At 60.3% G+C, this 25,265-nt stretch carries 27 protein-coding genes and 2 tRNA genes; 15 read left to right on the plus strand and 14 right to left on the minus strand.

Translation table 11 applies throughout. The annotated features are described in order from the left end of the window. Nucleotides 1-49: 49 nt before the first annotated feature. The 4 genes from HFX_RS13650 to HFX_RS13665 form a co-directional block, all read right to left on the minus strand. Nucleotides 50-922, minus strand: a complete 873-nt coding sequence (locus tag HFX_RS13650) for a hypothetical protein (protein WP_049917472.1) — start codon at nucleotides 920-922, stop codon at nucleotides 50-52. Nucleotides 923-972: 50 nt separating this feature from the next. Next, the gene (locus HFX_RS13655) at nucleotides 973-2,172 is read right to left on the minus strand and encodes a tyrosine-type recombinase/integrase (protein WP_014732396.1); all 1,200 of its coding nucleotides are present in this window, start codon (nucleotides 2,170-2,172) and stop codon (nucleotides 973-975) included. A 139-nt stretch (nucleotides 2,173-2,311) separates the two neighbouring features. After that, a tRNA-Thr gene (locus tag HFX_RS13660) sits at nucleotides 2,312-2,399 on the minus strand. Between the two features lie 78 nt (nucleotides 2,400-2,477). After that, nucleotides 2,478-3,155, minus strand: coding sequence for a DUF7114 family protein (locus HFX_RS13665; protein WP_004059305.1), 678 nt, complete (start codon nucleotides 3,153-3,155; stop codon nucleotides 2,478-2,480). A 60-nt stretch (nucleotides 3,156-3,215) separates the two neighbouring features. On the opposite strand from HFX_RS13665, the gene HFX_RS13670 reads away from it, so the two are divergent. Continuing rightward, nucleotides 3,216-3,929, plus strand: coding sequence for an enoyl-CoA hydratase/isomerase family protein (locus HFX_RS13670; RefSeq protein WP_004059304.1), 714 nt, complete (start codon nucleotides 3,216-3,218; stop codon nucleotides 3,927-3,929). 30 nt (nucleotides 3,930-3,959) lie between these two features. Here the strand turns inward: HFX_RS13670 and HFX_RS13675 are convergent, their stop codons facing one another. Further along, on the minus strand, nucleotides 3,960-4,790 hold the full coding sequence (locus HFX_RS13675) for an NAD+ synthase (RefSeq protein ID WP_004059303.1): 831 nt from the start codon (nucleotides 4,788-4,790) through the stop codon (nucleotides 3,960-3,962). A gap of 162 nt (nucleotides 4,791-4,952) precedes the next feature. On the opposite strand from HFX_RS13675, the gene HFX_RS13680 reads away from it, so the two are divergent. Both HFX_RS13680 and HFX_RS13685 read left to right on the plus strand, forming a co-directional pair. Beyond that, nucleotides 4,953-5,023: transfer RNA gene (locus HFX_RS13680), tRNA-Gly, on the plus strand. Nucleotides 5,024-5,566: 543 nt separating this feature from the next. Further along, the gene (locus HFX_RS13685) at nucleotides 5,567-6,037 is read left to right on the plus strand and encodes a hypothetical protein (protein ID WP_049917471.1); all 471 of its coding nucleotides are present in this window, start codon (nucleotides 5,567-5,569) and stop codon (nucleotides 6,035-6,037) included. Nucleotides 6,038-6,091: 54 nt separating this feature from the next. Here HFX_RS13685 and HFX_RS13690 read toward each other — a convergent pair whose 3' ends face one another. The 3 genes from HFX_RS13690 to HFX_RS13700 all read right to left on the minus strand — a co-directional run bounded on the left by HFX_RS13690 (nucleotide 6,092) and on the right by HFX_RS13700 (nucleotide 7,744). Next, entirely contained in the window at nucleotides 6,092-6,271 is a 180-nt protein-coding gene (locus tag HFX_RS13690; protein WP_004059301.1) for a hypothetical protein, read from the minus strand. Nucleotides 6,272-6,322: 51 nt separating this feature from the next. Beyond that, entirely contained in the window at nucleotides 6,323-6,619 is a 297-nt protein-coding gene (locus HFX_RS13695; protein ID WP_004059300.1) for a DUF7577 domain-containing protein, read from the minus strand. Between the two features lie 207 nt (nucleotides 6,620-6,826). Next, nucleotides 6,827-7,744, minus strand: a complete 918-nt coding sequence (locus HFX_RS13700) for an acyltransferase (RefSeq protein ID WP_004059299.1) — start codon at nucleotides 7,742-7,744, stop codon at nucleotides 6,827-6,829. A gap of 192 nt (nucleotides 7,745-7,936) precedes the next feature. Here HFX_RS13700 and HFX_RS13705 point away from each other — a divergent pair, with 192 nt between their 5' ends. The 6 genes from HFX_RS13705 (at nucleotide 7,937) to HFX_RS13725 (ending at nucleotide 13,006) form a co-directional block, all read left to right on the plus strand. Then, on the plus strand, nucleotides 7,937-9,010 hold the full coding sequence (locus HFX_RS13705; RefSeq protein ID WP_004059298.1) for an aldo/keto reductase: 1,074 nt from the start codon (nucleotides 7,937-7,939) through the stop codon (nucleotides 9,008-9,010). Further along, a complete protein-coding gene (locus HFX_RS20095; RefSeq protein ID WP_004059297.1) occupies nucleotides 9,010-9,180 on the plus strand; it encodes a hypothetical protein in 171 nt (56 codons plus the stop codon). The genes HFX_RS13705 and HFX_RS20095 overlap by 1 nt, the downstream gene beginning before the upstream one ends. 252 nt (nucleotides 9,181-9,432) lie before the next feature. Further along, the gene (locus HFX_RS13710; RefSeq protein ID WP_004059296.1) at nucleotides 9,433-9,885 is read left to right on the plus strand and encodes a hypothetical protein; all 453 of its coding nucleotides are present in this window, start codon (nucleotides 9,433-9,435) and stop codon (nucleotides 9,883-9,885) included. A gap of 142 nt (nucleotides 9,886-10,027) precedes the next feature. Next, complete coding sequence (locus HFX_RS13715) at nucleotides 10,028-12,181, plus strand: alkaline phosphatase PhoX (RefSeq protein WP_004059295.1); 2,154 nt, start codon at nucleotides 10,028-10,030, stop codon at nucleotides 12,179-12,181. A 66-nt stretch (nucleotides 12,182-12,247) separates the two neighbouring features. Continuing rightward, entirely contained in the window at nucleotides 12,248-12,715 is a 468-nt protein-coding gene (locus HFX_RS13720; RefSeq protein ID WP_004059294.1) for an SHOCT domain-containing protein, read from the plus strand. Between the two features lie 42 nt (nucleotides 12,716-12,757). Then, the gene (locus tag HFX_RS13725; RefSeq protein WP_004059293.1) at nucleotides 12,758-13,006 is read left to right on the plus strand and encodes a hypothetical protein; all 249 of its coding nucleotides are present in this window, start codon (nucleotides 12,758-12,760) and stop codon (nucleotides 13,004-13,006) included. 30 nt (nucleotides 13,007-13,036) lie between these two features. On the opposite strand, the gene HFX_RS13730 is transcribed toward HFX_RS13725, so the two are convergent. From HFX_RS13730 to HFX_RS13740, 3 genes are all read right to left on the minus strand, one after another. Continuing rightward, a complete protein-coding gene (locus HFX_RS13730; protein ID WP_004059292.1) occupies nucleotides 13,037-14,572 on the minus strand; it encodes a heme-binding protein in 1,536 nt (511 codons plus the stop codon). A 150-nt stretch (nucleotides 14,573-14,722) separates the two neighbouring features. Continuing rightward, a complete protein-coding gene (locus HFX_RS13735) occupies nucleotides 14,723-16,516 on the minus strand; it encodes a site-2 protease family protein (protein WP_004059291.1) in 1,794 nt (597 codons plus the stop codon). A 162-nt stretch (nucleotides 16,517-16,678) separates the two neighbouring features. Continuing rightward, the gene (locus HFX_RS13740) at nucleotides 16,679-17,182 is read right to left on the minus strand and encodes a hypothetical protein (RefSeq protein ID WP_004059290.1); all 504 of its coding nucleotides are present in this window, start codon (nucleotides 17,180-17,182) and stop codon (nucleotides 16,679-16,681) included. A gap of 128 nt (nucleotides 17,183-17,310) precedes the next feature. Here HFX_RS13740 and HFX_RS13745 point away from each other — a divergent pair, with 128 nt between their 5' ends. Next, entirely contained in the window at nucleotides 17,311-17,850 is a 540-nt protein-coding gene (locus HFX_RS13745; RefSeq protein WP_004059289.1) for an LURP-one-related/scramblase family protein, read from the plus strand. Nucleotides 17,851-17,958: 108 nt separating this feature from the next. Next, nucleotides 17,959-18,537, plus strand: a complete 579-nt coding sequence (locus HFX_RS13750; protein ID WP_004059288.1) for a BGTF surface domain-containing protein — start codon at nucleotides 17,959-17,961, stop codon at nucleotides 18,535-18,537. Between the two features lie 85 nt (nucleotides 18,538-18,622). Here the strand turns inward: HFX_RS13750 and lysS are convergent, their stop codons facing one another. Then, the gene (gene lysS / locus HFX_RS13755) at nucleotides 18,623-20,281 is read right to left on the minus strand and encodes a lysine--tRNA ligase (protein WP_004059287.1); all 1,659 of its coding nucleotides are present in this window, start codon (nucleotides 20,279-20,281) and stop codon (nucleotides 18,623-18,625) included. Nucleotide 20,282: 1 nt separating this feature from the next. Continuing rightward, entirely contained in the window at nucleotides 20,283-20,996 is a 714-nt protein-coding gene (gene pyrH, locus HFX_RS13760) for a UMP kinase (RefSeq protein ID WP_004059286.1), read from the minus strand. A 93-nt stretch (nucleotides 20,997-21,089) separates the two neighbouring features. Between pyrH and HFX_RS13765 the strand changes: the two genes are divergently transcribed. The 4 genes from HFX_RS13765 to HFX_RS13780 all read left to right on the plus strand — a co-directional run bounded on the left by HFX_RS13765 (nucleotide 21,090) and on the right by HFX_RS13780 (nucleotide 24,275). Next, nucleotides 21,090-21,413, plus strand: coding sequence for a hypothetical protein (locus tag HFX_RS13765; protein WP_004059285.1), 324 nt, complete (start codon nucleotides 21,090-21,092; stop codon nucleotides 21,411-21,413). 25 nt (nucleotides 21,414-21,438) lie between these two features. Next, on the plus strand, nucleotides 21,439-22,242 hold the full coding sequence (locus HFX_RS13770) for a molybdopterin synthase (protein WP_004059284.1): 804 nt from the start codon (nucleotides 21,439-21,441) through the stop codon (nucleotides 22,240-22,242). A 308-nt stretch (nucleotides 22,243-22,550) separates the two neighbouring features. Beyond that, a complete protein-coding gene (locus HFX_RS13775; protein WP_004059283.1) occupies nucleotides 22,551-22,796 on the plus strand; it encodes a DUF7123 family protein in 246 nt (81 codons plus the stop codon). A 339-nt stretch (nucleotides 22,797-23,135) separates the two neighbouring features. Further along, complete coding sequence (locus HFX_RS13780; RefSeq protein ID WP_004059282.1) at nucleotides 23,136-24,275, plus strand: site-2 protease family protein; 1,140 nt, start codon at nucleotides 23,136-23,138, stop codon at nucleotides 24,273-24,275. 55 nt (nucleotides 24,276-24,330) lie between these two features. Here the strand turns inward: HFX_RS13780 and thiL are convergent, their stop codons facing one another. Beyond that, on the minus strand, nucleotides 24,331-25,212 hold the full coding sequence (gene thiL / locus HFX_RS13785; protein WP_004059281.1) for a thiamine-phosphate kinase: 882 nt from the start codon (nucleotides 25,210-25,212) through the stop codon (nucleotides 24,331-24,333). Nucleotides 25,213-25,265 lie beyond the last annotated feature (53 nt).

Genomic DNA, 25,265 nt, shown 5'->3' on the forward strand with positions numbered 1-25,265 from the left:
TGATTTCGATACATTTGTTGAGAACAAACGTTTGATTGGAATTCGACGTTCAGAAATAGTTCCTACTTGCAGTTCGGAAACTTTTGTTTACCTCTTCAATAGAATTGAAATTGGTGACGTGTTCCATCTGATTGAATAATTCCACTACGTCGTCATCATCTAGAACCTCAGCATCCTCTTTCCCACTTATTTCTTCTATCGCCTCAGGCGTCCCTTTAAATTTCACTACAAAGCCTGGTTCACAATCTTCGAACCGATTCCCGCTATGGCCTGAGATGCCCGGTAAGTCCCCATACTTTGGTCGGAAAGAATCCCCATGCTTCCCACTACCAATTGTAGGTACTCGGAACCAGCCAGTCTCTATCTGTTCCACGTGCTTTACCCAACGGTCTATTAAATTAATATAGACCCCACAGATGTCAACAACAGAAACAAACGACATAGAAAAAGACCCTACTTCTTGAGTGAAGTGTTCATAAACACTCTTTGGAAGGTCGCCAACAGCAAAGCAAACAGTACCTTCTACAACTACCATTCTACGTGAAATTCCGGAATACGGTTCATCAATCCACTCGTTAGGATGATGTATTGGATTCCGAAGGCTGGTTCGTAGGAAATTATGTAAATCTGCTTTCCATTCTGAATCAGTCCATTTGTCAAATTGTTTGACACTCTGCGATTGATAAAATGCCTTGATGCTCATTATCGAACCGATATACCCGTCGAAGTAGTAACGAAACTCGTTTGCCTCATCACTATCAGAAGAAAGAGGTTCAAGTTCCGCCATTTTATCTTTGAAGAACTCAGCGGCGTCCAGTTTATCTAATAGCAATTGTTTTGGAAATGTTTGTTTATTTTCTGTGTCGTGTATGTCAGAAACGCTAATTCCTTCGCCTAAGCCCTCGGGGGTTGATTCTCGCACGTTTTCTTAGAGGTATTTGACAAAAATAAGTTGACCGGGGAACTAATCCTCTACCAGATTTGTTCCACCGCCGTAGACCGCATCTCGGTGTCCGAGTGTAGGTACTTCATCGTCGTCGTCACGCTCTTGTGACGAAGTTGCTCCTTCGCATGATGTGGGCCGACGTGGTTCGCCCAATGGGTCGCCACACCGTGCCGAATCGAGTACCACGTAATCTCCTTGTGTTCTGGAATCGGCACATCTCCCTCCTCAATGAGTCGAGTCAATAGGTAGTTACACGACTTCGAACTGTACGGAGTCGCCTTCTTTGTCAACCACAACTCGTCGCGGTCTTGGTACTTGTCGTAGGTGGCACGCTCATTGAGCCAGCGACGAAGCACCTTGACCGTTCGGTTCTTCAGCGTACAGTTCCAGTGAGCCTCGTTCTTCGTCGACTCATCCTTCGGGATGTTCAACTCGTGAGCCTCCAGATTCACCCAATCCACGGTGGCCCGTCCCGCCTCGATGGGTCGAAGCCCTGTATCGAGCGTTACGGCGAGAAGCGATGGAACCTTCCATGAGTTCGCGGCCTTGAACTCCTCCGGGCCGATCTCGTCTTTGGGAACTCCATCTCGCCGGGCGAGGTACGTCTTGATTCGGTCGCGCTCCTCGGGCGTCATCGAAGAACTGTGATAACTCTTGACCGTGCCGAAGTCAAGCGCGGCTTTATACAGTGCCTTGAACGCCCGTCGATGAAGGTAATCACGCTCGTCTCCGTTGGATTGGCTCAACTCAACGTCTGGATTCCAGTCGTAATCCGTTCCGTGGACGTGGTTGTGGAACTTGAAGTACCGTTTGATGACCTTGAGATGGTGGAGAACGCTGGAGTCAATCATCCCATCGGACATATTCAGGAGATGGATGAACCGGTCTGCCTTCTCCGGGGTTAGATCAGTCGTGTACTTCTGCTCGTAGTCCCACAGCCAGCGGAAGACTGTCTCAAGTTTGTAGTGGGTGGATTGGAGCGTGCTTTCTGCCAGTCCTTCTCCCTTCTCGGGGTGCTTCCCATAGTTGGCGAGCCACGACAGGACTTCCTCTTTGAAGTCATAGTAGTCGCCAAGCATATTGACCCCAAATTTCTCCAAGTCCTCCTTGGAACGCTTGCTCACGAGCGGGGACGAGAACTCGACCGGCTTGCGAGCCGGAGGAAGATTTGGAGTCTCCTCGGAACTCGATGCGGGGATATTGTCGAGTGGGTCGTCGCGGTTCATACCCACACCCCCACACGTGAGGTATGTGTCGTAGTCAGAATGCTAATTGCTATACAGCGGCCTGCTTGTGTTGTAGCGTAATCGTACACTTGAACGCACCTTATTTCTCTTGGTGAGAAGGCGCAAAAACGGGCGTGAGAGCCTGTAGCCGTCGGATTCGAACCTCGTAGTCCGAAAATCGCTCTCGTCCTTACCAAGGACGCGCTTTACCGCTAAGCTACCCAGGCACGCATTCCTTCGTTGTCCGGGTTACTCTTTAGGGGTTTCGATTCGAGACGGCCCGGTACCGTGGTAGCGTATGTCGATTAGCGGTCGGCCATCGACGTAACTGGGTCGTCGCCCGCGCCGCCGCGGTAGAGTGCTGCGATACGCTCGACGGTCGATTCGGAGACCGTCTCTGCAGCCGGGGGGAGGTCCCCGTCGTGCGTCTCCGCTAAGCCAGCCGCGTACTCGACGAGCGCGGTCGGCGGGGGCGACCCGACGGCAGTCGTTCCGGCGACGACGGCGAGCGTGCAGATGTTCACCTCTAAGTTGCTGTCGAGCGCCGCTTGCTCCGACTCCGGAAGGGACTGAAGTCGTGTCTGGTCGCGACCAAAGGCCCGGACCGTCTCGACGGCGTGGTTGGCCGCCTCGGTCCGAGCGAGGAGATAGAACCCGCGCGAGACCAGCACGTCCGCGGCGAGGATGTCCAGGTCGGCGTCGGTGTCGTCCTCGGGAGAGTCGAGGTGCGCCCACGGTTCGTCCTGAGAGAGCAGGCGAGTGAGCCGAAGCCCCTCGTAGATGAGTTGCACTCCGGCGGCTCGGGATGCCATGCCGTTCAGGTCAACCTTCGGTTCGACAGCCCGCGCGCTCACGAAAGTGAGCACCGCCGGCGTCAGGGAGGCGGCGTCGAGGCGTTCGTCCAGCGTCGCACGGAGGGCTTCGGGTTCGATATCAGAGAGGGCCTCACGCGCAGCCTCACGGGCTCGCACGGCGTCGTCCATCGGCCGAGACTTACGGTTGGGAGGGCAAAGACCTTTGGAAAACCACGGCACAACGGTCGTATGATACGGACGACGGACGACGGCGACCTCCGGGTCGTGACTATCGACCGACCGGGACGACGAAACGCACTCAGACCGACCGACCTCGAAGCCCTTGGGGACACAGTCGAAGCGACCGACGCGCCGGTCGTGCTGCTCCGCGGGAGCGGGGCGGCGTTCTGTGCCGGTGCCGACCTCGACAGTGTTGCCAGTCTCGACAGCGACGCCGACCTTCCGGACCCCGAGGCGTTCGCCCGGTTGGGCCAGCGCGTCGCCAACACTATCGAGGCGTCCGATTCGGTTGTCGTCGCCGGTATCGACGGCGCGGCCCGAGGCGGCGGCGTCGAGCTCGCGCTCGCCTGCGACGTGCGAGTGGCGACCTCGCGGGCGACACTCGGGGAACCGGGTGTTCGGCTTGGTCTCTTCGGGGCGTGGGGTGGAACGGTTCGCCTCCCTCGCATCGTCGGCGAGGGTCACGCCCTCGAATTCTCGCTGTCCGGGCGCGTCGTCGACGCCGACGAAGCCCTTCGGATGGGTCTCGTCTCTCGAATCGTCGACGACCCGCGCGAGGTTGCCGCTTCGATGGCCGACAACGACCACCAGTCACTCCGCATCATCAAAAAACGGCTCCGGGACCGCGGCCCAGACGACGAGCAATTCGAGGACGAGGCGGCGGGGTTCGCCGAACTCCACCGGGCGAACGTCGACGACATCGCAGCATCGAGAGAAGAATAGCCGACCCGGAACGGGGAGCCGGGAAAGGCCCTAAAGATTGAGCGGCGACGGTGCGGGGGGCATCGAACGCTTGTGGGCGCTGCGCTCGTACAGCTCCACGACGCGGTCGATTTGGGCTTCGGTCACGTCGAGGTGGCGAACGGTTGCGGATTTCGAGAGCGGGCCGTCGATATGGAGCGCGAGAATCGCGTCGAGCACGTCGTACGTCAGGCCGAGTTCCTTCTCGTCGGTCTGTCCGGACCACATCTCGGCGGAGGGGGTCTGCATCACGAGGTCTTCGGGCACGCCCACGTGGGCGGCTAGCTGGCGAACCTGCTGTTTGTAGAGGTTACCGATGGGGTTGCAGTCGACCGCTTGGTCGCCGTACTTCGTGAAATAGCCCGTGAGCGCTTCGGAGCGGTTGCCCGTCCCGAGGACGATTCGGTTCTCGTGGTTGGCGACGAAGTAGTTGAGGACACCGCGAGCGCGGACGTAGATGTTCCCCGCGGCCATGCGGTCGTTCGCCGCCTCGGGAAAGGTATTGAAGAACGTCTCCGCGATAGGCTGGACCTCGACCACGTCGTATTTGATGCCGAGCATTTCGGCGACGCCCTCGGCGTCGCTCATCATGTCATCGGCGTTCGCTACGCTCGGCATGATGAGTCCGTGGAGGCCTTCCTCACCGAGTGCTTCGACCGCCAGAAAGGCGGTGAGCGTCGAATCGATGCCGCCGGAGAGCCCGAGAACAGTACCGTCGGCACCCGCGGCCTCGACGGCGTCGCGGATGAACGTCGTGATGTGCTCGCGGTGTGCTTCGAGTTCGGCGTCGGAGAGACGAAGGTCGAGTGGTGCGTCCTCCGAGAGAACGTCGACATCTGTCATGAAATCCGATTAGGACTCGGAGGCCAAATAGTCACTCGTCGCGCAGGGGCACTGGACAGGTGTCCAGTTCGGGTCGCACCCGTCGGGTGAAGCGCTATGTTCAAGTGTCCCCGCAGTCTACGGGTTTTTGCTTCAGTTGGTCGCACGGGGCGAATGTAATGAGCGCCGATGGTCCAGTGGTAGGACACGAGCTTCCCAAGCTCGAAGCCCGGGTTCAATTCCCGGTCGGCGCATTTCTACCGAGACAACGGACGAGCAACCGCGAAGCGTGTTGCTCGTCCCTGTCGAGTGTGTATGCGACCAAAGAGGGAATTGAATCAAGGAGCGAACAAAGTGAGCGACTGAGGTTCAATTCCCGGTCGGCGCATCTTCTGAACAGAACCAGACGAGGAGCCGTCAGGTTCCGAGTCCCGTGAAGTGAAGAGATGCGACACGAAGGGAATCTGAACCAGCGAGCAACGCGAAGCGTTGCGAGTGAGGTTCAATTCCCGGTCGGCGCACTCCCTCCGGTCGGTTGCCGACCGACCTTCGCAAACCTTCGGTTTGCTCAGTCCCGGTCGGCGCACTTCCGGCGAGACTTCGTTTCGCCGACGCCCCACTCGCGTTGCTCGTGGGACTCTCAGCGAGACATCGTCTCGGTGGGGAAGTGGAACAACAGAAATTGATATTTTGAGGAGAATGCTTAAGCTAGCGTCGGCCGCTACCAAAATCCAGTGACTCAGTCGACTATCTCTCGCTTTGAAAAGTTGAAGCGGACTTTCTCAGAGCCGATTTTCGTGCTCATCGTATTCACACCCATAACAGTCCCCGTCTACCAACTTCTATCAACGATGAGCGTCGGCGTATTGTGGGAGACACTCATCCAATGGGGAATCTGCGGCGGACTGGTACTGTTACGGCGGAAACTTCCCCTTCCACGACCGGCCCAGTCAGTGAGTATCTACTCGGCACGCTGCGAAGCGGAGTCGAGTACGGAAAGCCTGGTGCTGTGGAACATGAGTCGAGGACCTGTAGTAATAGGATTCCTACTCTGGCTACCGCTATTCATCGCGATACAGAACCTAACAGAAGCGATATACGGCATAGAACTTGATGCGACTGCACACAGCGGTTTTTTCTACGGATTTGGGATTGGGTTTCTTGGCTTGTGTGTATGGATCTCTGATAGATACGTGTCTCAGTACTGCGTGCTCCCTGAGTACGGGGATCGGCTATTAGACGAGGAGACTGACGAAAAAGAGGAGTAGAGAAACACGTTACGGACCGATTAGCGCCCACTCAGTCGCACGGCGAGCTTACGATTAGAAAAACAGCTCCTGTACGTCGTCGAACTCGACCGTCTCGGAGCGAAAGACCGGCTCACGGGCGGTCTGCCGAATCCGGTCGTGGCGTTGGAGGGCCGAGTCGAATTCCAAAATCGCCCGCTCGACGTCGCGGGCGAGTGCGTCGATTTCCCCGTGGAGTGCTTCGTCGTCGGCCATGATACATGTAGGTTGTCGAGGGTGCGGTAAAACGGACTCGGCCGAGACCAATCAGCGTATGCGTCGGGTGCAGTTCCAACAGAGGTCGAAGGTCGTGTCAGCCTCGTTTTCAGCCCCGCAGTTCGGACAGATGCGCTCACCCGTCGGCGTCGTCTGCACGCCAGTCCGGGAACGCTCCTCGAAGGAGGCGGCAATTTCGGGGTGAACGTACCGCTCCGAGCGGTCGGAGTCACGGCCGGAGCTATCTCCGATTGTTGGTTCCCCGCCGTTGAGGAGGTAGCGGTAAACCAATAGCTGGAGCAGGGTCAATCCAAGGGCGTAGATGACAATCCAACCCCAGACGTCCATCACACATTGTTCTACGTTAGCATGATATATCGGTTCTTCGGTCGTTCCCAGCGTTTGCTGTACCGAAAGCTACTGTCGCGACGAATAGAACACCACGACATCAGCCCTGTTAGTGGGTGTAAAGAATTCGTACGACTTCGAACAAGCGAAAGGGAAAAGAAAGGTAGTCAGTTGCCAACCGACTTCAGCATGCGAAGTGACGGGAACCTACTCAGTCCGGTGCGGCTGAACCGGCTTGCCAACGTCACGGTCGAACTCGTCGAAGGTATCGATAGCATCCGGCAGGTCGTACGGGAGTTCTCGCTCGTCGGCTCGGCGTTCGCCGCCGGCATCGAGCGGCTCGGCCACGTCTTCGAAGCCGGGTTTGATTTTCACGCTCTTGGCCGGCGACCCGACCGCGATGTGATGCGCGGGCACGTCCCCCTGAACGACGGACCGAGCGCCGACGATTGCGTTCTCCCCGACCGAGACGCCGGCGTTTATCATCGCGTCGTAGGTGATGCGCGCGTCGTCGCCAATCGTCGTGTGGTAGTTTCGAACCTCGGTCTGATCGACGATGTCGTGAGAGTGGCTGTAAATGTGGGCGCTGTCGGAGATGGAGACCCGGTCGCCGATGGTGAGTTTCCCGCGGTCATCGAGGTGAACGTCGTCGTGGATGACCGTGTTGTCGCCGACGGAGATGTTGTGGCCGTAGGAGAAGGTAACGCCCTTGAAGATACGGAGGTTGTCGCCCGCCTCCTCGAAGAGGTGCTTGGCGAGCAGCTGTCGGAACCGAAGGGCGAAATCAACGTTGTCGGCCATCGGCGTGGCGTCGAACTGCCGCCAGAGCCACTGGAGGTGCTTCGAGCGTTTGAACTTCTCCGCGTCCTTTTCAGCGTAATATTCGGCTTCGAGCGTCGCATTGCACGGATCGTAGCCCTGCAGGCGGACGCGAGTCGCCGGTGAAACGGGCTTCCCGCTCTGCCACCGTTCCCACGCTTCGCGGTCACCAAACAGGTCGATAAGCGTGTCTCGGACGACCGAACACGTGTCTTCGTCTGAAGCAAGACGTTCGTCAACCTCGTCGATGAACGCCTGTAGCCCGGCTTCGGCGTCCTCCGGAAGCGAAACGTGGACCTTCGTCATTGCACCACGATTGGCCATCGACGTTCAAATGAATTCGGTTGTGCACAGCCCGACACAGGCGCTATACGAGCAATATTCACTGGTTTTGGGAGCCAGACAGGTCAGAATGTGGTTGGTGCGTGAGTTGCAGCGGTTCCCAGTCTACGGGAACAAAACACACGGAATAAGTCACCCCAATTCGTAGGCCCGCCCATGCACTACCGCGAACTCGGCACCTCCGGTATCGAAGTCAGCGAGGTCGGCTTCGGTGCGTGGGTCGTCGGGACCGACTGGTGGGGCGACCGCTCCGACGAAGACTCCATCGAGATGCTCCATTACGCCATCGACCAGGGCATCAACTTCTTCGATACGGGCGACGTGTACGGCCACGGCCACTCCGAAGAGGTCGTCGGCGAGGCGCTCGCCGACTACCGCGACGAGGTCACCGTCGCCACCAAAATCGGCTACGACTTCTACAACAACCCGCAGGCCGGTCACGGCGAACTCCCCAAGGAAATCACCGGCGAGTGGGTCCGCGAAGCGACCGAAAAGAGCCTCGAACGACTCGACATGGAGTACGTCGACCTCCTCCAACTCCACAACGCGAACGTGGACGAGGTCACACCCGACGTACTCGAAGCGCTCGATGAGCTGAAAGAAGAAGGTCTCATCAAGGCCACCGGCTGGGCACTCGGTCCCTCTATCGGTTGGCTCGCAGAAGGCGACATGGCCATCGAAGAGGAGTTCGACGCCCTCCAAATCGTCTGGAACGCCTTCGAACAGGACGTTGGCAACCACTTCCTCGACACCATCGAAGAAACCGGCTCGCCGACGAGCCTCATCGCGCGCGTCCCGCACTCCTCGGGTCTCCTGAACGAACAGGTCCGTCCCGAAACCGAACTCGGCACCGGCGACCACCGCGGCTTCCGCCCCGACGAGTGGTACGAGACGGGGTGGGAGAAACTCGAAGAACTCCGCTTCCTCGAACGCGATGGAGAACGCACCATGGCGCAGGCGTCCATCGCCTACCTCCTCGGCTTCGACGAAACTGCGGCCGTCACGCCGACGTTCCGCACGAAAGACGACATCGACGAGTGGGCCGCAGCCTCCGACGTGCCGAAACTCACGGACGAAGAGATGCAGCGCGTTGCCGACCTCTACGAGGATAACTTCGGCATCGACCGCTTCGACGGGATGGACTCTCTCCGTTCCTCCGTCGATGGCGACGACATCCGCGCCGCCGGACTCGACAAGCGCGTCGCAGAAGGCGCACGCAACGAAGCCTGATGGTTCGACTGCGAACCGTCCTTGGGATTACCGCCGTCGTGCACATCGTGCTCGCGTGGCTGGTGCGTCTCGACGCGAAGAAGCGGGGCGACGATGCCGGAAAGTGGGTCGTCACGACGCTTCTCACTGGAGTCTTCGGCGTCGCGAAATACATCCAAGACGGGCGCTGACCGGTGACCCCTCCGTAGCGCACTCACCCGGCGTTACCTGACGCAAGCCGCAGAATAGACGGGGAAAACTGCTTTTTCGGCCGGGTTCAACGTGGAACCGAACCGATAGCGACGGGGACCGAGGGAACTGTAGACCGCTCTGAAGTAGTATATACCCTACATATAAATCTACTACAGGCGTGGCCGAGAACGTCACCGATACGGTCGCCTCGATGCACCGCCCGTGCGTCGGCGACGAACTATCACAGAGCCATGTCGCAGCCAGAACAAGCCACGACCGGTGAGGACTCAGAAATGCTGTACGAGGAGTACGTCCTCGGCGTTCGAATCGTCGAGTACACCGCGCCAGACACAGGTGAACGGCGATACCGGTTCCACGCGCCGGAACACGAGGGTATCGAGTTCGACGACCCGGAACTCGCAACGCTGTACGCAGATGTCTACTTCGATGTAAATGGGTTCGTCGAGGCGGGAACGGGAGAGCGGGGGGTCCCACCAGAGGTCATTCAAGCCGGACGCGACACGCTGGCGGCGTATTTCTTGACCCAACCGTACACGGACATCAATTGGGTCGCGTCGTTCTATGGGAAAAAGCGAGCACGCATCGAGCGCTACATCGCGGCCGTTCGCCGTCGCGCACAGGAGATTCGGGATGGTGTCGAAGAACTCGAACGCGACGGCCAGTCAGTGACTGAATCGAGGTAGCAGGACCGTATCGGTATCCTGTGGGTTTGACACGAGTGGTCAACAGACGGTATATATTCCATAGACTGCTCTAGTCGGGACAATACATCTTATTTTGAATAATATAAAATTAAAGTATAGATGATTCCGAGTACACAATTGCATGGTCGAGTTCACTCGACGAAATCTCATGGCAACATCGGTCGCTGCTGCGCTGGGGGCGAGCGTGGCCGGTGTTGGAGGAGCAACGCAGCCTGAAGACCCGGACACACCGCGAGCACCGCTCGTCCGGGGCGAACTCAAGCGGTTTTCGACGACGGCGTTCGGTGCCGAAGTGACCGGCCCGTTCGTGTTCGACGACGGGACCCCGTTGTACAGTCTTCAACATCCAGACCGCGAAAATCCGGCACCCTACGACAAAGCCGCTATCGGCTACTTTTCCGGCTTTCAGTTCTCGTTCGACGGCGACGACGACTTCGAGGAGTTATCGACGCCGGGGACGAACGAAGAACGACGGATGGTCCGGTCCGCCGCCGGCGACTACGAGATATTGGCCCGCGAGCGTGACCGGATAAATGACCGGACCGAACTGCTCGGCGTCCCGCAAACGCCGGACGGAACGAACATCACGAGCGGAAACTTCGACGGGTCGCAGTACGCCGATGCCGGCTACACGCCCGACTGCAACCAGTTCGTCGCCACGAACGACGACGGGACCGAGGGCTATCTCTTTACGAACTGGGAGGCAAGCCCGGGGAACATCTCGCGGATTCCGCTCAGTCAGAACGGCGACGGGTCGTGGGAGGCCGACCTCGACGACGCGCTCAACCTCGCAAACACCGAGGCGTTCCGCGAACTCGGTGGGACTCGTATCAACTGTTACGGCGACCTGAGTCCGTGGAACACGATGCTCTCCGCCGAGGAGAACTACAGCCATCCGCGAATCTCCCTGACCGCGTCGGTCGGCGATATCGTGGAGAAGGGGACCGGGAAAGGACTCCGCGGCGCGAACGAGTTTTGGAACCGTCCGAACCCGAGCGAGATTCAAAGCGCGGTCGACGAGTACTACGACGACTCGTGGTACGTTCAGGGGAACTGGGCACTCACCGGTGTCGAACTCCTCGCGTACTACCTCGGGGCCGAACAGGTCGACCAATCGAGCGACGGTAACGACCTGACGCCCATCGGTGACGAGTATCCGAATCCGTACCGCTACGGTTACATCGTCGACTTCCGCGAGCCCGCCGCCGAGACGCCCGACCCCGTCAAATACTACGCGATGGGCCGGGCCGCGTGGGAGTGCCCCGACGTGCAGTCCGACGAGCGGACGGTGTATCTCGCCTCCGACGGCGACAGCAAGGGAATCTACAAGTTCGTCGCCGACAGGCCGATTCCGAGCTACGACGACCCGATGAACGTCGCCGGCACGCTCTATGCACCCTACGTGACGAACCGAGACGCCGCGGTCGAACGCCCGGCGGCCGACGTGGACCTCGAAATCGAGTGGGTCGAACTCGGTTACGCGAGCAACGCCGAAGTCGAGTCGTGGATTGCGGAGTACGACGACATCACGCAGGTCGACTACCTCGAAACGCACACGGACTGGGAGGAAGGCGACGAGGTCACCCCCGAAATCATCGAAGCCGCCGACAGAGCAGTCGTCGAAAACGGCAACCGTGACTACGTCACCGACGAGGAAATCGTCGAGTGGGCCGACCAGTACGAAACGCGCGGTCCCGACGGTGTGGACGAAGACCTCCGCCGTGTCCCGTTCATCGAAACCCGTGCGGCGGCAAAGGAAATCGGTGCCACCATCGAGTTCAACAAAGCCGAGGGTATCGACAGCATCGACGAGGCTGGCCCCGGCGACTACGTCTACTTCGGCATCTCGGAACTCAACGACGACATGTCGAACGAGACGGGCGACATCCAACTGAACCGTGTCGACGGCGGCGTCGTCTACCGCGGCCAACTCGAATCCGATTACAACGTCTCGACGCTCGAACCCGTCATCGTCGGCCCGGACGCAAGCGACCCCGCATCCGTCGCCGACGACGCGCTCATCAACGTCGACAACGTCTACGTGATGGACGACGGCCGCGTGCTCTGCTGTGAAGACGCCGACCAGTTCGGCCGGTCGTACAAAAACGACTGTCTGTACGTCTACACGCCGGAAGACGGTCTTGGAGGCGGCGACGACCCGGGTGATGACGACGACTACGACGATGACGACCGAGGCCACGGAAACGACCCCGACGGTCACGACGACGACAATCCCGGTCGGGGTCGGGGCCGAGGGCAGAATCGACTACTGTAGCTATCAACCAAAACCCACGAACGCTCCAGCGACGCTTTTTGTTGTTTCGTGGACATCTTCTGAGTAATGGTCCTCGAACGAATCGGAGCGGTACTCTCCAAGGAGGCCCATTCGTCGCTCGATATCCTCCGTGACTACGGTCTCAGGTCGTTCGTCTACGCGTATCCATTACGGTTCGGCATCAGTCTCGGCACCTTCCTCGCGGTGGTCGCACTGGCTAGCGGTTGGTCCGTCGCCTCGACGTTCATTTTCTTTTCGGTCATCGGCAGTGTCCTCGGCGTCATCTACTCCTACGCGGTCGATTTTGTTGTGGCGCGCCAGGAATCCGGCCAGCGCGAGACGCACGAGGGCCACCACGCGTCCGCCGAACCCGACGCGACCCGGTCGCTGCACGCACTCCGCGAGCGGTACGCCAACGGCGAGTTGACCGAAGCCCAGTTCGAAGCGAAGTTGTCGAAACTGCTGGAGACGGAGACAGTCGAATCCGCGCAGGAATACGCCTCGCGGCGAGAACAAGAACTAGAATCCGAGTAGCGACCGAAAGACCCACAGGTTTCCACCAAGTGACGGTCGATAATGCGTCTCTCAATCGTCGAACTACTCCCTGACCTTCTCGAACTGTCCGTTTTCGGAGTCGGGAGTGCGGGGCTCTCGGTCGCCGGCGCGTACATCGAACGGTTCGGCCTGCTCACGGTCGAACACGGAAACACCGAACTCGGTGCGTGGGCGGTCGTGATGGGACTGGCGGTTCTCTACTTCGCGTATCTCCTCGGGACCGACAAGTTCTGGCCGAAGTTACGAGCCGTTCGTGCGGACCTCACATAGCACCGAAAAAAGCGATTTCTGGCCGTTTCCTTACGCCAAGAAGACGTGTCGCGGCCGGTCTGCCAGCACGTCACGGCCCCACTGCACCGTGTCGCGGAACTCGTCGGAGCGGAAGAAGCCCATGGCGTCCTCCTGCGAGCGCCACTGACTGGCGATGAACATGTCGTTTTCGTCTTCGAGGTTGACCATCAGGTCCGTGTCGAAGTGCCCGTCCATGTCGTCGAGGAGACCGCCGACGACGCCGAACTTCTCGACGAAGTCCTCGCGGTGTTCGGGCTTGACGGTGTAGAACATCCCCATCGTCCCGAATCCGGACTCTTCGCCGGCACGTTCGACGATGCCGGGGAGTTCCGAGAGGAATCCGGCGGCCGTCTCGGCGGCCGAAGCCGTCTCCCAGATTGAGACGACTGCGTTGCGGTCGCGGTCGTTGGCCTCGTAGACGGCCGTCTTGACGTGCGTCGGGTAGTGGTCGAAGTTCCCGCGGAGACCTTCGACCTCCTCGAAGACCTCGTCGGCGTCGGCTTCGGAGTAGAGGACCGTCGCGTACACGTCCTCGCCGTGCGGCTTGCCCGCGTAGATGTTCAGGTCGTCGAGTTGGCCCCGGATGTCGGTCTCGTCGGCCTCGTCGTCGCTGTCTCCACCGTGGTGGCCGCCTTCGCCGTGGCCGTGTCCACTCTCGCCGTGATGGTGACCGTCTTCACCGTGGGCATGTCCGCCCTCACCGTGGTGATGGCCACCCTCTCCGTGCGCGTGTGCGTGGTGGTGCGATTCATCGCCGAACTCGCTCGTCGGGACGGCGTCGCCCGCGAGGAACGCGCCGAGGTCGGACGGCGGGAAGCGGCGACCGACGTAGAACTCGCCGAACTCGCCGTACTTCGCCGACACCTCGTCGAAGCGCATCTCGTAGACGATGTCCTTGATGTCGGTCGGGTCGTCACCGAAGAGCGTGACACCCCACTCGAACTCCTCGAAACCGACCGAGGAGGCGATGACCTGCTTGATTTTCCCGGCGTACTTGCGGCCCGTGTCGCCGTGGACCGACATGAGTTCGCGGCGCTCGTCGAACGGCAGGTCGTACCAGTTGTGTTTCTCGCCGCGACGCTTCGACATCGGGTAGAACGACATGTAGGTGTCGTCCGGAATATCCGGCTGGAGTTTGCCCTCGATGTAGCGCAGGAGACCGGTGTCGATGTCCTCCTTGTTGCCTTCGAAGTAGTCGTCCGAGACGTAGCCCGAAACCTCGGTGACGGAAACGTACGAGGTGGGTTGCTCGGTGAACTCCGCAAGCGCAGTCTGTTCGAACTGCCGCTCTGCGCGGGAGATGTCGTCCAGCGTCGGACGGAAGTGGACGACCATGAAGTCGGCCTTGTGGCCGAGAACGGAGAAGATGGCCGAAGTACCCTCCGCCGCGTCTTCGACCGCTTCGTGGGAATTGAGATAGGCGACACCTTCCTCGATGGCACGGCGGCGCTCGTGCTCGGGCGCGTCGCGCCACGCGTCCCAATCGACTGTTCGGAAGTCGTGCAGCGCAAACCAGCCCTCGTCGGTCTGTGGGGCCTCTACCATACCCGGTGATAAGGAGGCATCCGGTATTGAAGTTGCGAGTCGTTTTCGTGATGCGGGAAACGATTGCTTCGCCGGTGAACCGGCGCTACGTCAGTCATTTTCGTTCAAAAAGAGCAGCAATCGGAGTCAGAATCGAAGGCGGGAACGCGACTAGCCGCCGAGGACCGTCGGCCCGAATATCATGAGGAGCAGCGACGCGAGCATCGTGAGGCCAATAGAGGTCGTAATGGTTCGGACCACGGTATGCGGGTCGTCGACCGGAAGCCGCGAGACGACGGCCTCCGCCGCAGTTCTGAGGATGCGGCCGCCGTCGAGCGGGTAGCCGGGGATACAGTTGAAAAGCCCCAGTTGGAGGTTAATCCACGCCGTCCAAAACAGGAGGTTGGCGAGGAGGAAGACGCCACCACCGAGGAAGCCGAGCGGTCCACCGACCTGGTAGAAGTTGATGATGTCGCCAGTGAAACCGGGGAAGTTCGGAATTCCGAGGACGACGGATGCGAGGGGTAACAGGAGCGACACGTAGACGAGTTGAAGAGGCGAACCGGTCAATCCATTAGCGACGCCGCTGGAACCGTCGCCGCCGTCACCGCCGAGGAGCGAGAGATACGTTCCCGCGGGGTACTCCTGCGTCCCGAAGTCCGTCAGGAGAAGCCCGCTCGTTCCCGGGAAGATGTTGACCCCGAGGAAGCCGTTTCCGTCCTGTGGGTTCTCCCCGAGCGTCACGTCGTACGTCTGGAAAGAGCCATTGCGGTACACTTCGACGGGGACAGTCTGAGTCGGTTCGGTCCGGTCGAGTGCCTCCTGTAAGTCGGTCGACGAGGTGATTCGCGCACCGTCGAGCGCGGTGATAATGAGTGGGTCGGTCGTCCCTACCGCGTTGAAAAGCGATTCGTTCTTCGCGATGTTCGTGATGTACGCGCCGACCGGAATCGTTCGTTCGCCGACGGACGTGTCGAGACGGACGAACCGAGAGTCACCGACAGCCGCCTCGAACTCCGCTTGGGTCGAGACGGGCGTCCCGTTGACGGCCGTGACGCGGAGCGGGTCACCTCCCGACTCGACCGTGAGATTCGCCGGATTTCCGGAGACGGAACCGGCGACGACGAGTTCTCTCGTGACTGAGACTGTTCGCTCGCCGTCCAGTTCGACCGTGACGGTCTGGTCGTCGGCCGAGAGAAGTGCCGCGTCGAGTTCCTGTGTCGTGTTGACCGGCGTTCCTTCGATGGCAGTCACACGGTCGCCGCTGGAAATACCCGCGACATCGGCGGGTGACCCCGAGTACGCACCGGAGACAGCAACCCCCGGTGCGACGGAGATTGAACCGATAACCGGGCCGAACAAGAGAGCGAACGCAACGACGGTGACAGCGAAGTTGTTGGTCACGCCGGCGGCGAACATTCGAGACTTCCCGCCGCGTTCGGCGCGACGTTGGCTCTCTTCGGACGGTTCGACGAATGCACCGACGGGGAGAATCGTCAGAAGGACGACCCCCATCGACTCCACGTCGATACCTTCGACACGGCTGAGGACGCCGTGGCCTCCCTCGTGGACGACGAGACCGACGAGGAGACCGAAGAGAATCTCCGGGGCGACAGACAACGGGAGGAAGTCGTTCACGCCGGGGATAACGAGGAAGTTCTGCGGCTGGTTCACCTGCGTCGGGGCGGGCGGATTGGAGACGATGAAGACCGCCTGATAAACTAAGAGCACGAACGACCCGACCATAATGACGAGGGCGACACCGAGGCCGATGTTACTCCACGCACGCCAGAACCGCTTTGGAGAGGCGAGTTTGTCGAGGAGTTCGCGGCCGCGACGGGTGTGAACCGTCATGAGGGGACCCTGGACGCGAATGTACTCGGGGAGAACCCCGCGAGCACGCAACAGCGCCGCAAGGAGAGAGTAAGCGATGAATCCGGCGAGGATCCACTGCAACGTGTTCATCGCCCGGAAGGAAGCGACGCGCGCCAAAAGGCGTTCGGGTTATCTGCGCGGTGAACGCTAACGCCCCGTCTTCAGGATGGGGAGAATGTCACTCCTTCAGAGCGAGAAAGATGTCACTGTTCCAGTCCAGGAATTGGAAACGAACGCAACTCGGCTGCGACGTTACGCGTCGTCTTCGTCGCCGTCGGTACCGTTGTCACCGGACGACTCGATTTCGACTTCGACGCCACCATCGTCGTCGGACTCGGTAGACGTAGATTCGGTAGACGCAGACTCGTCGGATTCATCAGACTCGCCGAATTCACTGGACTCGTCATCCGAAGCAGCCTCGTCCGTCTCGGCGTCTCCCTCCGACTCTTCGACGGCCGCATCCTCGTCAGGGTCGTGCTCGACGGTAACTGTCGCGTCTTCAGCAACGTCGACTGTTTCCTCTTCGAGTTCGATGTCGGTGAAGGAACTATCAGATGACGAGCGAGTCCGGTAGATAACGTAGGCGACGCCAGCAAGGAAAAGTCCCCCGAGGAACAGACGACCGTAGGAGCGTCCGCCGGAAGATTCGTCGTCCGCAACGTCAGCCTGGGCGGATTCGGGGTCTAACTCCTCGAGTTCGACGTCTGGTTCGTCTTGCGATTCCTCGGCAGACCGGATGAAGTCGATGAGAGACATGTGAAATCACTGCGGCGAGGCCGCGGCGGGTCGCTCGCGGGGAGCGAACCTGCGTTCCAGTACGCAGGACACAGACATAAGTCGTCCCCCAGAAAGGTTTTTATCCAATACCGGGACCACCACAACCCATGTTCGAGAGTTCCCGCTACGAAGTCCGTCAGAAAGTCTCTATCGGCACGAAATACGTCGTCTACGAGAATGACACGCCCATCCTCTCCGCGAAGAAAAAGAAGTTCAAACTCAAGGAGGACTTCCGACTGAACGACTACGACAGCGGCGACGAGCGATTCCGCGTGAAGGCGGACAGCGTCCTCGACGTGTCCGCAGCCTACGATATCGTCGACAGTCAGACCGGCGAGCGCGTCGGCGCGGTCAAACGCGGCGCGTTCTCGTTCGCAAAACACACCTACCAACTGCTCGGCCCGGACGGGTCTGTCGTCGGCCGAATCGTCGAAGACAACGTCCCGATGGCCATCGCCCGGCGTGTCCTTACGACGCTCATCCCCTTTTCGTACCGTATCGAGAACGCGACGGGTAAGCCGGTCGGCTCTATCGACGAGGCGTTCTCGTTCCGGGACAAGTACACCATCGACATCGACACGGAACAGATAGACCCGCGTCTCCTCGTCGTCGGTGCCGTGGTGATCGACGCCATCGAAGAGAACTAACCGAGCGGGACGACGACTCGCGACGTATTTCGTCGAGACACGGAGTTCTTCGAAGAAGGTGTGATATCCGTCAACTATTTTAGTTCCCAGAATGGGACTTTATTTGACATGTGCACACAGATTAAAGACTCATTCCGCCTGCTCTTCGTCACTGTCGTCCTCGTCGGGGCGGTGGTCGGTGGCACCGGAGTTGCCGCCGCGGAGAATTCGTCGGTTTCATTCGTGACCGAAGACGGAAAGGTGACGGTGCAACCAGCGGAAAACCAGACGATTCGCGCGACGAGCGACCTCGAACCGGGAACCAACGTCAGCCTTCGCGTTGTGTCAGCTGACGACACGGAACCACGGTTCCTCAAGACGACAGAGACCACCGTTGGCGAGGACGGAAACTTCTCTGCCGCATTCAATTTCTCCGAGGCTCCAGACGGGGGAACGTTCACCGTTACTGCCGAGATTCTTCTGCCGTCCACGGACGATGACCAGGTTGAATCCGAGGGTGTCGTCGTCGAAGATACCGAATCGACGACAACCGAAACCGCAGACTCGACGAACGAAACGGCGGCCGGGACGGAGACGACAGAAAAAGACGGCATCGGAATCATGGTTCCCGGATTCGGCATCGGAACCGCCGTCTTCGCACTTGCTGCAGTCGGTGCGGTCGCGTTCCTCGCCGGGCGACGTTCATAATCAAAACGGCCCAAGTAAAACGAACGAATAGCCGAACGTCGGCGTCCGAGACCGAGACGGGCGAAACCCGGCGCGTTCGGTCTTTTCAGTCCTCGCGACGGAGACGCGTCACGACGAAGTCCTGTTCTAACTCACCGAGGAACTCGCCGAGGCGCGGCCCCTGCGTGTCGTCGAAGAAGAGGCGGTACCCAGCGGCGAAGAAGTCGCCCATCTCGATATCGTGCTCGCGGGCGGTCTCGTATATTTCACCCTGAATCTCCTCGCCGTCGTGGCCTTCGGCGACGAAGTCGGCGAGGTCGTCGAGGGCCGACTCGACCGCAGGCTCGAAGTCGAATTCGGGGAGTTCGACCTGCAGGCGGTAGTTGTACTGGTTGTCCATCTTCTCGGCCCAGCGGCGGGCGCGTTCGACCCGGCCGAGTGCCTCGTCGATAACGTCTTCGGGCGTGTCGTCGTCGAAGAAGCCCTCGTTGCGGGCCATCTTGACGCGCAGGTCCTCGTCGTCGGTCATGCCGAGGACGGCCGCGAAGGTGTACGGGAGGCGGATACGGTCCTCACGAACGTCGTCGACGACGAACGGGTAGGCGCGCTTTGCGAACCGGGTGAGGCTTTCGTCGTCGACCTCGCCGAAGTACGCGCGTTCGAATCGGTCGAAGTCGTCGACCAGTTGGTCGAGTCGCGTCAGGTCGAGGTCGCGGGCCTTCCGCGGGTTGAGCGCGAAGAAGTACCGAAGCACCTCGGGTTCGAGCAGTTCGAGCATCTCCGGGACGGTGACGATGTTTCCGGCCGACGAGGAGAGTGCCTTCCCGTTGAGCGTGAACCACTCGTAGACCATCGGCACCGGCGGCTCGATTTCGAGGACGTTCTCCGCGATGTCCTTGCCCGAGGGCCACGAGCCTTCAGCGTGGTCCTTGCCGAAGGGTTCGAAGTCGACGCCGAGAACCTGCCACTGGCCGGGCCATTCGAAGCGCCACGGAAGCTTACCCTCGCGGAACGTCGCCGTTCCGTCGTGTCCACAGCCGTCGATGGTGTTGTCGCCGACAGTCATGTCGGTACAGGTGTACTCGATGGTGCCCGCTTCGAGATCGATGTCGGTGACCGTCTCCGTAATCTTCCCGCACGCTTCACAGACGGGATTGAACGGGACGTAGTCGTCGTCGACCTTCGACTGGTACTCGCTGAGCACCTCGCGCGCGGTGTCGATGTGTTCGAGGACGTGCTCGACGACGGGGTCGAAATCGCCGTTTTCGTACAGTTTGGTGTTCGAAATCATCTCGACCGGCACGCCGAGACGGTCGGCGTCGGCCTTCAGAAGGGCCGCGAAGTGCGCCGCGTAGGAGTCGGTCTCGCCGAACGGGTCCGGAATCGAGGTGTACGGCTTGCCGAGGTTGCGGCCGAGTGCACCGGCGTCGACCTCGCCGAGTCCGACGATGTTACCGTCGGCGTCGGCAAGTTTGCGTGGAAGTTTTCGGAGCGGGTCCTTGTCGTCACTCGTGAAGACCTGTCGGACCTCGTGACCGCGCTCGCGGAGTACTTCGGCGACGAAGTAGCCGCGCATAATCTCGTTGAAGTTGCCGAGGTGAGCAACACCGGACGGAGAGACGCCGCCTTTGATGACGACGGGTTCGTCGGGGTCTCGGGCTTCGATTTCGTCCGCGACGTCGTCGGCCCAGAAGTCGTGGTGGTCGTCACTCGATTCGGGCGTGCCGTCGGGAACATCGACGGAGGAGGCTTCGTCTGTCGTCATCTCACTGTGCCCAGTAGGTCGGTTCGTCGCCGCCCTCGGGGATGATGTCGGTGCCCGTGTGTTCACCGCGGAGGACCGCCGGTTCGATTCTGTCGGGGTCCGTCCCATCGAGGACGATAGTGCGCATTTTCGCGCGCTCGATGAGTTTCGCAGCGAGCAGGTCGACCGGCGCGGACGACCCGGCGTTCATCTCGATGTCGCCGATGACATCGACGAGTTCGCCAGCGGTCATCTCTTCGAACTTCGTCGCGTCGGGGTCGCTTTTCGGGTCGGCGCTGAACACGCCGTCGACGCTGGTCGCGTAGATGAGCAAGTCGGCGTCGACGTACTCGGCGAGCGCGGCCGCGACGGCGTCCGTCGTCTGGCCGGGCATGACGCCGCCCATCACGGAGATGTCGCCGCGTCGGATGGCGTCGCCAGCGGCTTCGTAGTCGTGGGGGACCTTCGGGTCGACCTGCGAACCGAGCGCCGCGATGAGGAGGCGCGCGTTGATTCGCGTCACGTCGATACCGATCTGGTCGAGTTGTACTTCGTTCGCGCCGAGGTCGCGGGCCGCACCGATGTAGTCGCGGGCGACACCGCCGCCGCCGACGACCGCACCGATTTCGCACCCGTTTCGTGCAAGGGTCTCGACCACGGACGCGTGGCCTTCCACGCGGCGAGCGTCGAGGTCCGGCGCGAGCACACTTCCGCCGATAGAGATGACGACTCTCATTGCACACGCATATCCGTGAGCGCATCTTAAGGGTTATCAAGTGCGAGACACCCGTGTCGAGGGCTTTAAACCACGCTCGCGGCGAGTATAGGTATGCGACTCGTCACCGTGGAGACGGTTACACTCATGGTCGTCGGATGGGTGCTCGCCCTCGGCGCAATCTTTCTCCGACACCGACGAGGCGAGTTCGACCGCCGAACCGGACTCAACTGGGTGCTGGTGGCGTGTTTCTCCATCGGGTGGGCGCTCTGGCAGTACGACACGCTTCCGGCGACCGCGGACACGCCCATCGGGACGCTGGCACCGTGGGTCGCGACGCTCTTAGGCTTCGTCGGCGTTGGCGTCGCCGTCTACCTCTACCGAACGCGGCCAGACGCGTCTGGCGAAACCGCATCCTCGTCCTCGGAGCAATCTTAAATCGACACGGGCCGTCAGTCCGGATATGCAAGTATTTGGGATCGTCGGCGCGGGTGCGACGACACTCTGCGAACGACTTGCCCCGCAACTGGATGGACGCGTCGCCACTATCGAATCGCTCCCGAGCGGCGCGACAGAGGCGGAAACGCCCGAATCCGTCTCGGAGACGGACGCAGTCTCGGTAGCCTACGGACTCGCACCGAACGGAAACTGGGTCGGTACCGGTGAGGGCCGCGACCTCGACGGACTTCTCGACGACCTCGCGTCGCAGTGCGACTACGCACTGCTCTCTGGATTCCCTGACGCGCGCGTTCCGACGCTCGCACTTGACGGCGCAGACGCTGCAAACGTCGTCGCAGAGGCTGAAACCGCGGAAGCGGTCGATATTAACGACCTCGCGGCCGACGTAGACTCGTGCGAACCCCACATCACTCTCGAATCGCTGGTCGACCGGGTGAAAGCCGACCCGCTCGCGGACTACGCGGGTGCGATTGCGACGTTCACCGGTCGTGTTCGCGCAAAGGAGAACGAAGACGACGAGCGAACGGTCAGCCTCGAATTCGAGAAGTACGACGGTGTGGCGGAGACCGAGATGGCGACCATCTCGGAGGAACTCGAAGCACGGGACGGCGTCCACCGCGTTCTCATGCACCACCGGGTTGGTGTCATCGAAGACGGTGCCGACATCGTGTTCGTCGTCGTCCTCGCCGGCCACCGGACGGAGGCGTTCAGAACAGTCGAAGACGGCATCAATCGTTTGAAAGACGAAGTACCGATATTCAAGAAGGAAACGACAACGGAAGAGGAGTTCTGGGTGCACGACCGCTGAGTCACCCGGGAGCCGTAGATACGCTGCAGATACTGTGATAATCGTGAAAATTCAGCCATTTTGAGGAAGTTTTTGCCGCAAAAAGGGTCCGGAAAACGGCTCATTAGGGGCGGATTACCCCATATATAACCACAGATATTTGGTTCGAATAAATCCATCAGATACGGTTTTAAAATATCTAAGCGGATAAAAAACAGTCGTAAAATGTATCGTTTGAGTCGATTCAAGCTGAAAGCGACCGAACTAATTCCAACGGTCCTGCCTTTATAACAGGTAATGGTGTCATAGGATGGAGTGAGGTGTACCAGATGAGCGCAACAGCAACCCCCTCCACCGACGCCAGCTCCAAGGAAGACCGCCTCCAGCAGTACTTGCTCGACCGTGCGAAAGACGGCGAGATGTACTTCAAGAGCAAATTCATCGCCGACGATGTCGGCCTGTCTCCCAAGGAGATTGGAGCCCTGATGGTCAAGCTTCGTGACTCCGCGACCGAGCTGACTATCGAGAAGTGGTCGTACACGAGTGCGACTACGTGGCGCGTCGAGACTGCGTAAGTAGACTGCCCTGAGCCCGCCCCGCACCCACACGGCGCACCGCCCAGACGGCCTCCGTAGAATCGCCCACGCAACGCCCACACGAGCAATTCCCCCTGACACAGCTTCGGTCAGGTCGCACAGTGCGATTTGAGTAGCCCCTCCGTACAGTCACTACACGCATCCTGAACCGCTCCGACTTTCTCAGTGTCCCACGTTCACCCCGAGCGACCGGTATCTGTCGGATGGCATCGTCATAGCTCTCAGATAGCGTCATCACGGGATTCATCGCGGGTGCGTCACGGCTCTCATCCAGATGCGTCACGGGATTTATGCCCGTGCTACGCGTATTACCAGCCAATGGAACAGTCCGAATCGGCGGGCGGTCCGCCGGTCGAGGCACTTCGTGCGGTCTTCGACGTACACGAGGTACGCTCAAATGGTGAGCAACGCATCTACTACGGTACATCACTCGTCCCCGAGCAGATGCTCGTCCGCGAAATCTGGCCGACGTTCCGTCAGGCCGGATACGACGTGCAAGCACGGGTCTCCGGCGTCGAGCAGACAGATGTCGTCGTCGTCGAGCCAATTTCAACCGGCATCGACGGTGTGCCGTGGAAGAACCTCACGCTCTTCCTCTTGACTGTCCTCTCGACGTTAATCGTCGGTGCGAGGGCGTGGTACTACGTGCCATTCGACGACATCGTCGCCAACCCGCTTTTGATTCTCCAAGCGTGGCCGTTTACCGCCGCTATCCTCGGTGTCCTCTCGGTTCACGAACTCGGACACTACGTGATGGGCCGATACCACGGCGTCAACGTCTCTCTCCCGTATCTAATCCCGTTTATCTTCCCGTTCGGGACGCTCGGCGCAATCATCCGCATGCGGGGGCAGATGCCCGACCGAAAGACGCTGTTCGACATCGGCGTTGCCGGCCCGCTTGCTGGACTTGCGGCGACAATCGTCGTCACAGCTATCGGACTCTCGCTCGACCCGTTGACGGTCCCAGCGTGGGCACTCAACAGTTCGGGCGACGTGATTATGTTCAACAATCCGCCGCTGCTCGATGCGATTGCCACCGTCCTCAACCAACCGACGGAGTATCCGGACCCCCAAACTACCGTCCACCCCGTCGTCATCGGCGGGTGGGTCGGGATGTTCTTCACCGTCCTGAATCTGCTTCCGGTCGGCCAGCTCGACGGTGGGCACATGGTTCGGGCGATGCTCGGTGAACGCCAAGAATCGGTGGCCGCGGCCGTGCCACTGGTACTGTTCGGTCTCGCGGGATACCTCCACTACGTCCGCGGGCTTGGAATCAACCAGTCCGTCGGACTCTGGTTCTTCTGGGGCCTTCTTGCGACGTTTATCGCCTACAACGGTCCTGCGGACCCGGTCGACGAGACACCGCTCGGACCGGGACGAATCGCCGTCGGGCTGTTTACGTTTGCGCTCGGAGCGGCGTGTTTCCTCCTCGTTCCGATTCAAGTGATTCCGGCCTGAGAGGAGCACCGGGTGCAAAGGTAACGCAGTACAGTCAGGGGCATCGGTCAGGTGCTCAGTCGTCGCCGTGTGTGTAGCCGCGGTCCGGAACCGACTCGCCATCGGCGATGATATCCGACCCCTCAGTCGCGCGTCCGACCACAGTAATCTGGACAGAAGCGGCCGCGCGGGCGGTGTCGAGGTCATCTTCTGGTATCGTAAACACGAGTTCGAAATCTTCACCGAAGTACGTCGAAAGCGTCCGTCTGTCCGCGTCGTCGGTAGCAACCTCCGAGACAACATCGTGAACCGGGAGCGCGTCCCAGTCGAGTTCGAATCCGCAGTCGCTCGCTTCGGCGAGTTGATGGACTGAGCGGGCGAGACCATCGCTCGAATCCATCATCGCCGTCGCCGAGTCGCGAAGGGCGACACCGGTTTCGACACGGGGAGTGAAACAAAAGAGGTCGTTAGCGCGCTCCACCTCGCCCGCTTCGAACAGACGGACGGCAGCGGCAGACCGGCCTAATTCCCCGGTGACACACAACAGGTCGCCCGGCTGTGCACCGGAGCGAAGGACTGGGTCATCGGTGCGGCCGATAGCCGTACTCGCCGTCGTGAACTCATCGTGGGTGTCGAGGTCGCCGCCGACGTATTCTGCTGAAACCGCCTCACAAACGTCTCGGGCACCCTGTACGAAGTCGCTGAGTTCCGTCTCGTCGAGTTCGACGGCGGCATAGACGGCGACAGCACAGGTGGCGGTCGCACCCATTGCGGCCACGTCCGACAGCGATGCCCCGACGGACCGCCAGCCGGCGGTGTACCGGGTCGTTCCGGCGGGGAAATCCGTCGCCTCGTGAAGCATGTCGGTCGTGACGACGAGACCGTCAACGATGGCAGCGTCGTCGCCAGCACCCGGAAGGTCTGCGTCGAGCAGTCGAAGGGCGGCGCGCTCGTCCATACGTCGGACGTATCGGGGGGAGCGGAAATGTCCATCTATCCGAAACGCGTGCG

This window comes from Haloferax mediterranei ATCC 33500, assembly GCF_000306765.2.
Lineage (GTDB): Archaea > Halobacteriota > Halobacteria > Halobacteriales > Haloferacaceae > Haloferax > Haloferax mediterranei.

Bases quoted from the DNA above. Each gene is read 5' to 3' on its own strand.
- HFX_RS13655 (WP_014732396.1), bottom strand. From the start codon at position 2,172: ATGAACCGCGACGACCCACTCGACAATATCCCCGCATCGAGTTCCGAG.
- HFX_RS13665 (WP_004059305.1), bottom strand. From the start codon at position 3,155: ATGGACGACGCCGTGCGAGCCCGTGAGGCTGCGCGTGAGGCCCTCTCT.
- HFX_RS13670 (WP_004059304.1), top strand. From the start codon at position 3,216: ATGATACGGACGACGGACGACGGCGACCTCCGGGTCGTGACTATCGAC.
- HFX_RS13675 (WP_004059303.1), bottom strand. From the start codon at position 4,790: ATGACAGATGTCGACGTTCTCTCGGAGGACGCACCACTCGACCTTCGT.
- HFX_RS13690 (WP_004059301.1), bottom strand. From the start codon at position 6,271: ATGGCCGACGACGAAGCACTCCACGGGGAAATCGACGCACTCGCCCGC.
- HFX_RS13695 (WP_004059300.1), bottom strand. From the start codon at position 6,619: ATGGACGTCTGGGGTTGGATTGTCATCTACGCCCTTGGATTGACCCTG.
- HFX_RS13700 (WP_004059299.1), bottom strand. From the start codon at position 7,744: ATGACGAAGGTCCACGTTTCGCTTCCGGAGGACGCCGAAGCCGGGCTA.
- HFX_RS13705 (WP_004059298.1), top strand. From the start codon at position 7,937: ATGCACTACCGCGAACTCGGCACCTCCGGTATCGAAGTCAGCGAGGTC.
- HFX_RS20095 (WP_004059297.1), top strand. From the start codon at position 9,010: ATGGTTCGACTGCGAACCGTCCTTGGGATTACCGCCGTCGTGCACATC.
- HFX_RS13710 (WP_004059296.1), top strand. From the start codon at position 9,433: ATGTCGCAGCCAGAACAAGCCACGACCGGTGAGGACTCAGAAATGCTG.
- HFX_RS13715 (WP_004059295.1), top strand. From the start codon at position 10,028: ATGGTCGAGTTCACTCGACGAAATCTCATGGCAACATCGGTCGCTGCT.
- HFX_RS13720 (WP_004059294.1), top strand. From the start codon at position 12,248: ATGGTCCTCGAACGAATCGGAGCGGTACTCTCCAAGGAGGCCCATTCG.
- HFX_RS13725 (WP_004059293.1), top strand. From the start codon at position 12,758: ATGCGTCTCTCAATCGTCGAACTACTCCCTGACCTTCTCGAACTGTCC.
- HFX_RS13730 (WP_004059292.1), bottom strand. From the start codon at position 14,572: ATGGTAGAGGCCCCACAGACCGACGAGGGCTGGTTTGCGCTGCACGAC.
- HFX_RS13735 (WP_004059291.1), bottom strand. From the start codon at position 16,516: ATGAACACGTTGCAGTGGATCCTCGCCGGATTCATCGCTTACTCTCTC.
- HFX_RS13740 (WP_004059290.1), bottom strand. From the start codon at position 17,182: ATGTCTCTCATCGACTTCATCCGGTCTGCCGAGGAATCGCAAGACGAA.
- HFX_RS13745 (WP_004059289.1), top strand. From the start codon at position 17,311: ATGTTCGAGAGTTCCCGCTACGAAGTCCGTCAGAAAGTCTCTATCGGC.
- HFX_RS13750 (WP_004059288.1), top strand. From the start codon at position 17,959: ATGTGCACACAGATTAAAGACTCATTCCGCCTGCTCTTCGTCACTGTC.
- lysS (WP_004059287.1), bottom strand. From the start codon at position 20,281: ATGACGACAGACGAAGCCTCCTCCGTCGATGTTCCCGACGGCACGCCC.
- pyrH (WP_004059286.1), bottom strand. From the start codon at position 20,996: ATGAGAGTCGTCATCTCTATCGGCGGAAGTGTGCTCGCGCCGGACCTC.
- HFX_RS13765 (WP_004059285.1), top strand. From the start codon at position 21,090: ATGCGACTCGTCACCGTGGAGACGGTTACACTCATGGTCGTCGGATGG.
- HFX_RS13770 (WP_004059284.1), top strand. From the start codon at position 21,439: ATGCAAGTATTTGGGATCGTCGGCGCGGGTGCGACGACACTCTGCGAA.
- HFX_RS13775 (WP_004059283.1), top strand. From the start codon at position 22,551: ATGAGCGCAACAGCAACCCCCTCCACCGACGCCAGCTCCAAGGAAGAC.
- HFX_RS13780 (WP_004059282.1), top strand. From the start codon at position 23,136: ATGGAACAGTCCGAATCGGCGGGCGGTCCGCCGGTCGAGGCACTTCGT.
- thiL (WP_004059281.1), bottom strand. From the start codon at position 25,212: ATGGACGAGCGCGCCGCCCTTCGACTGCTCGACGCAGACCTTCCGGGT.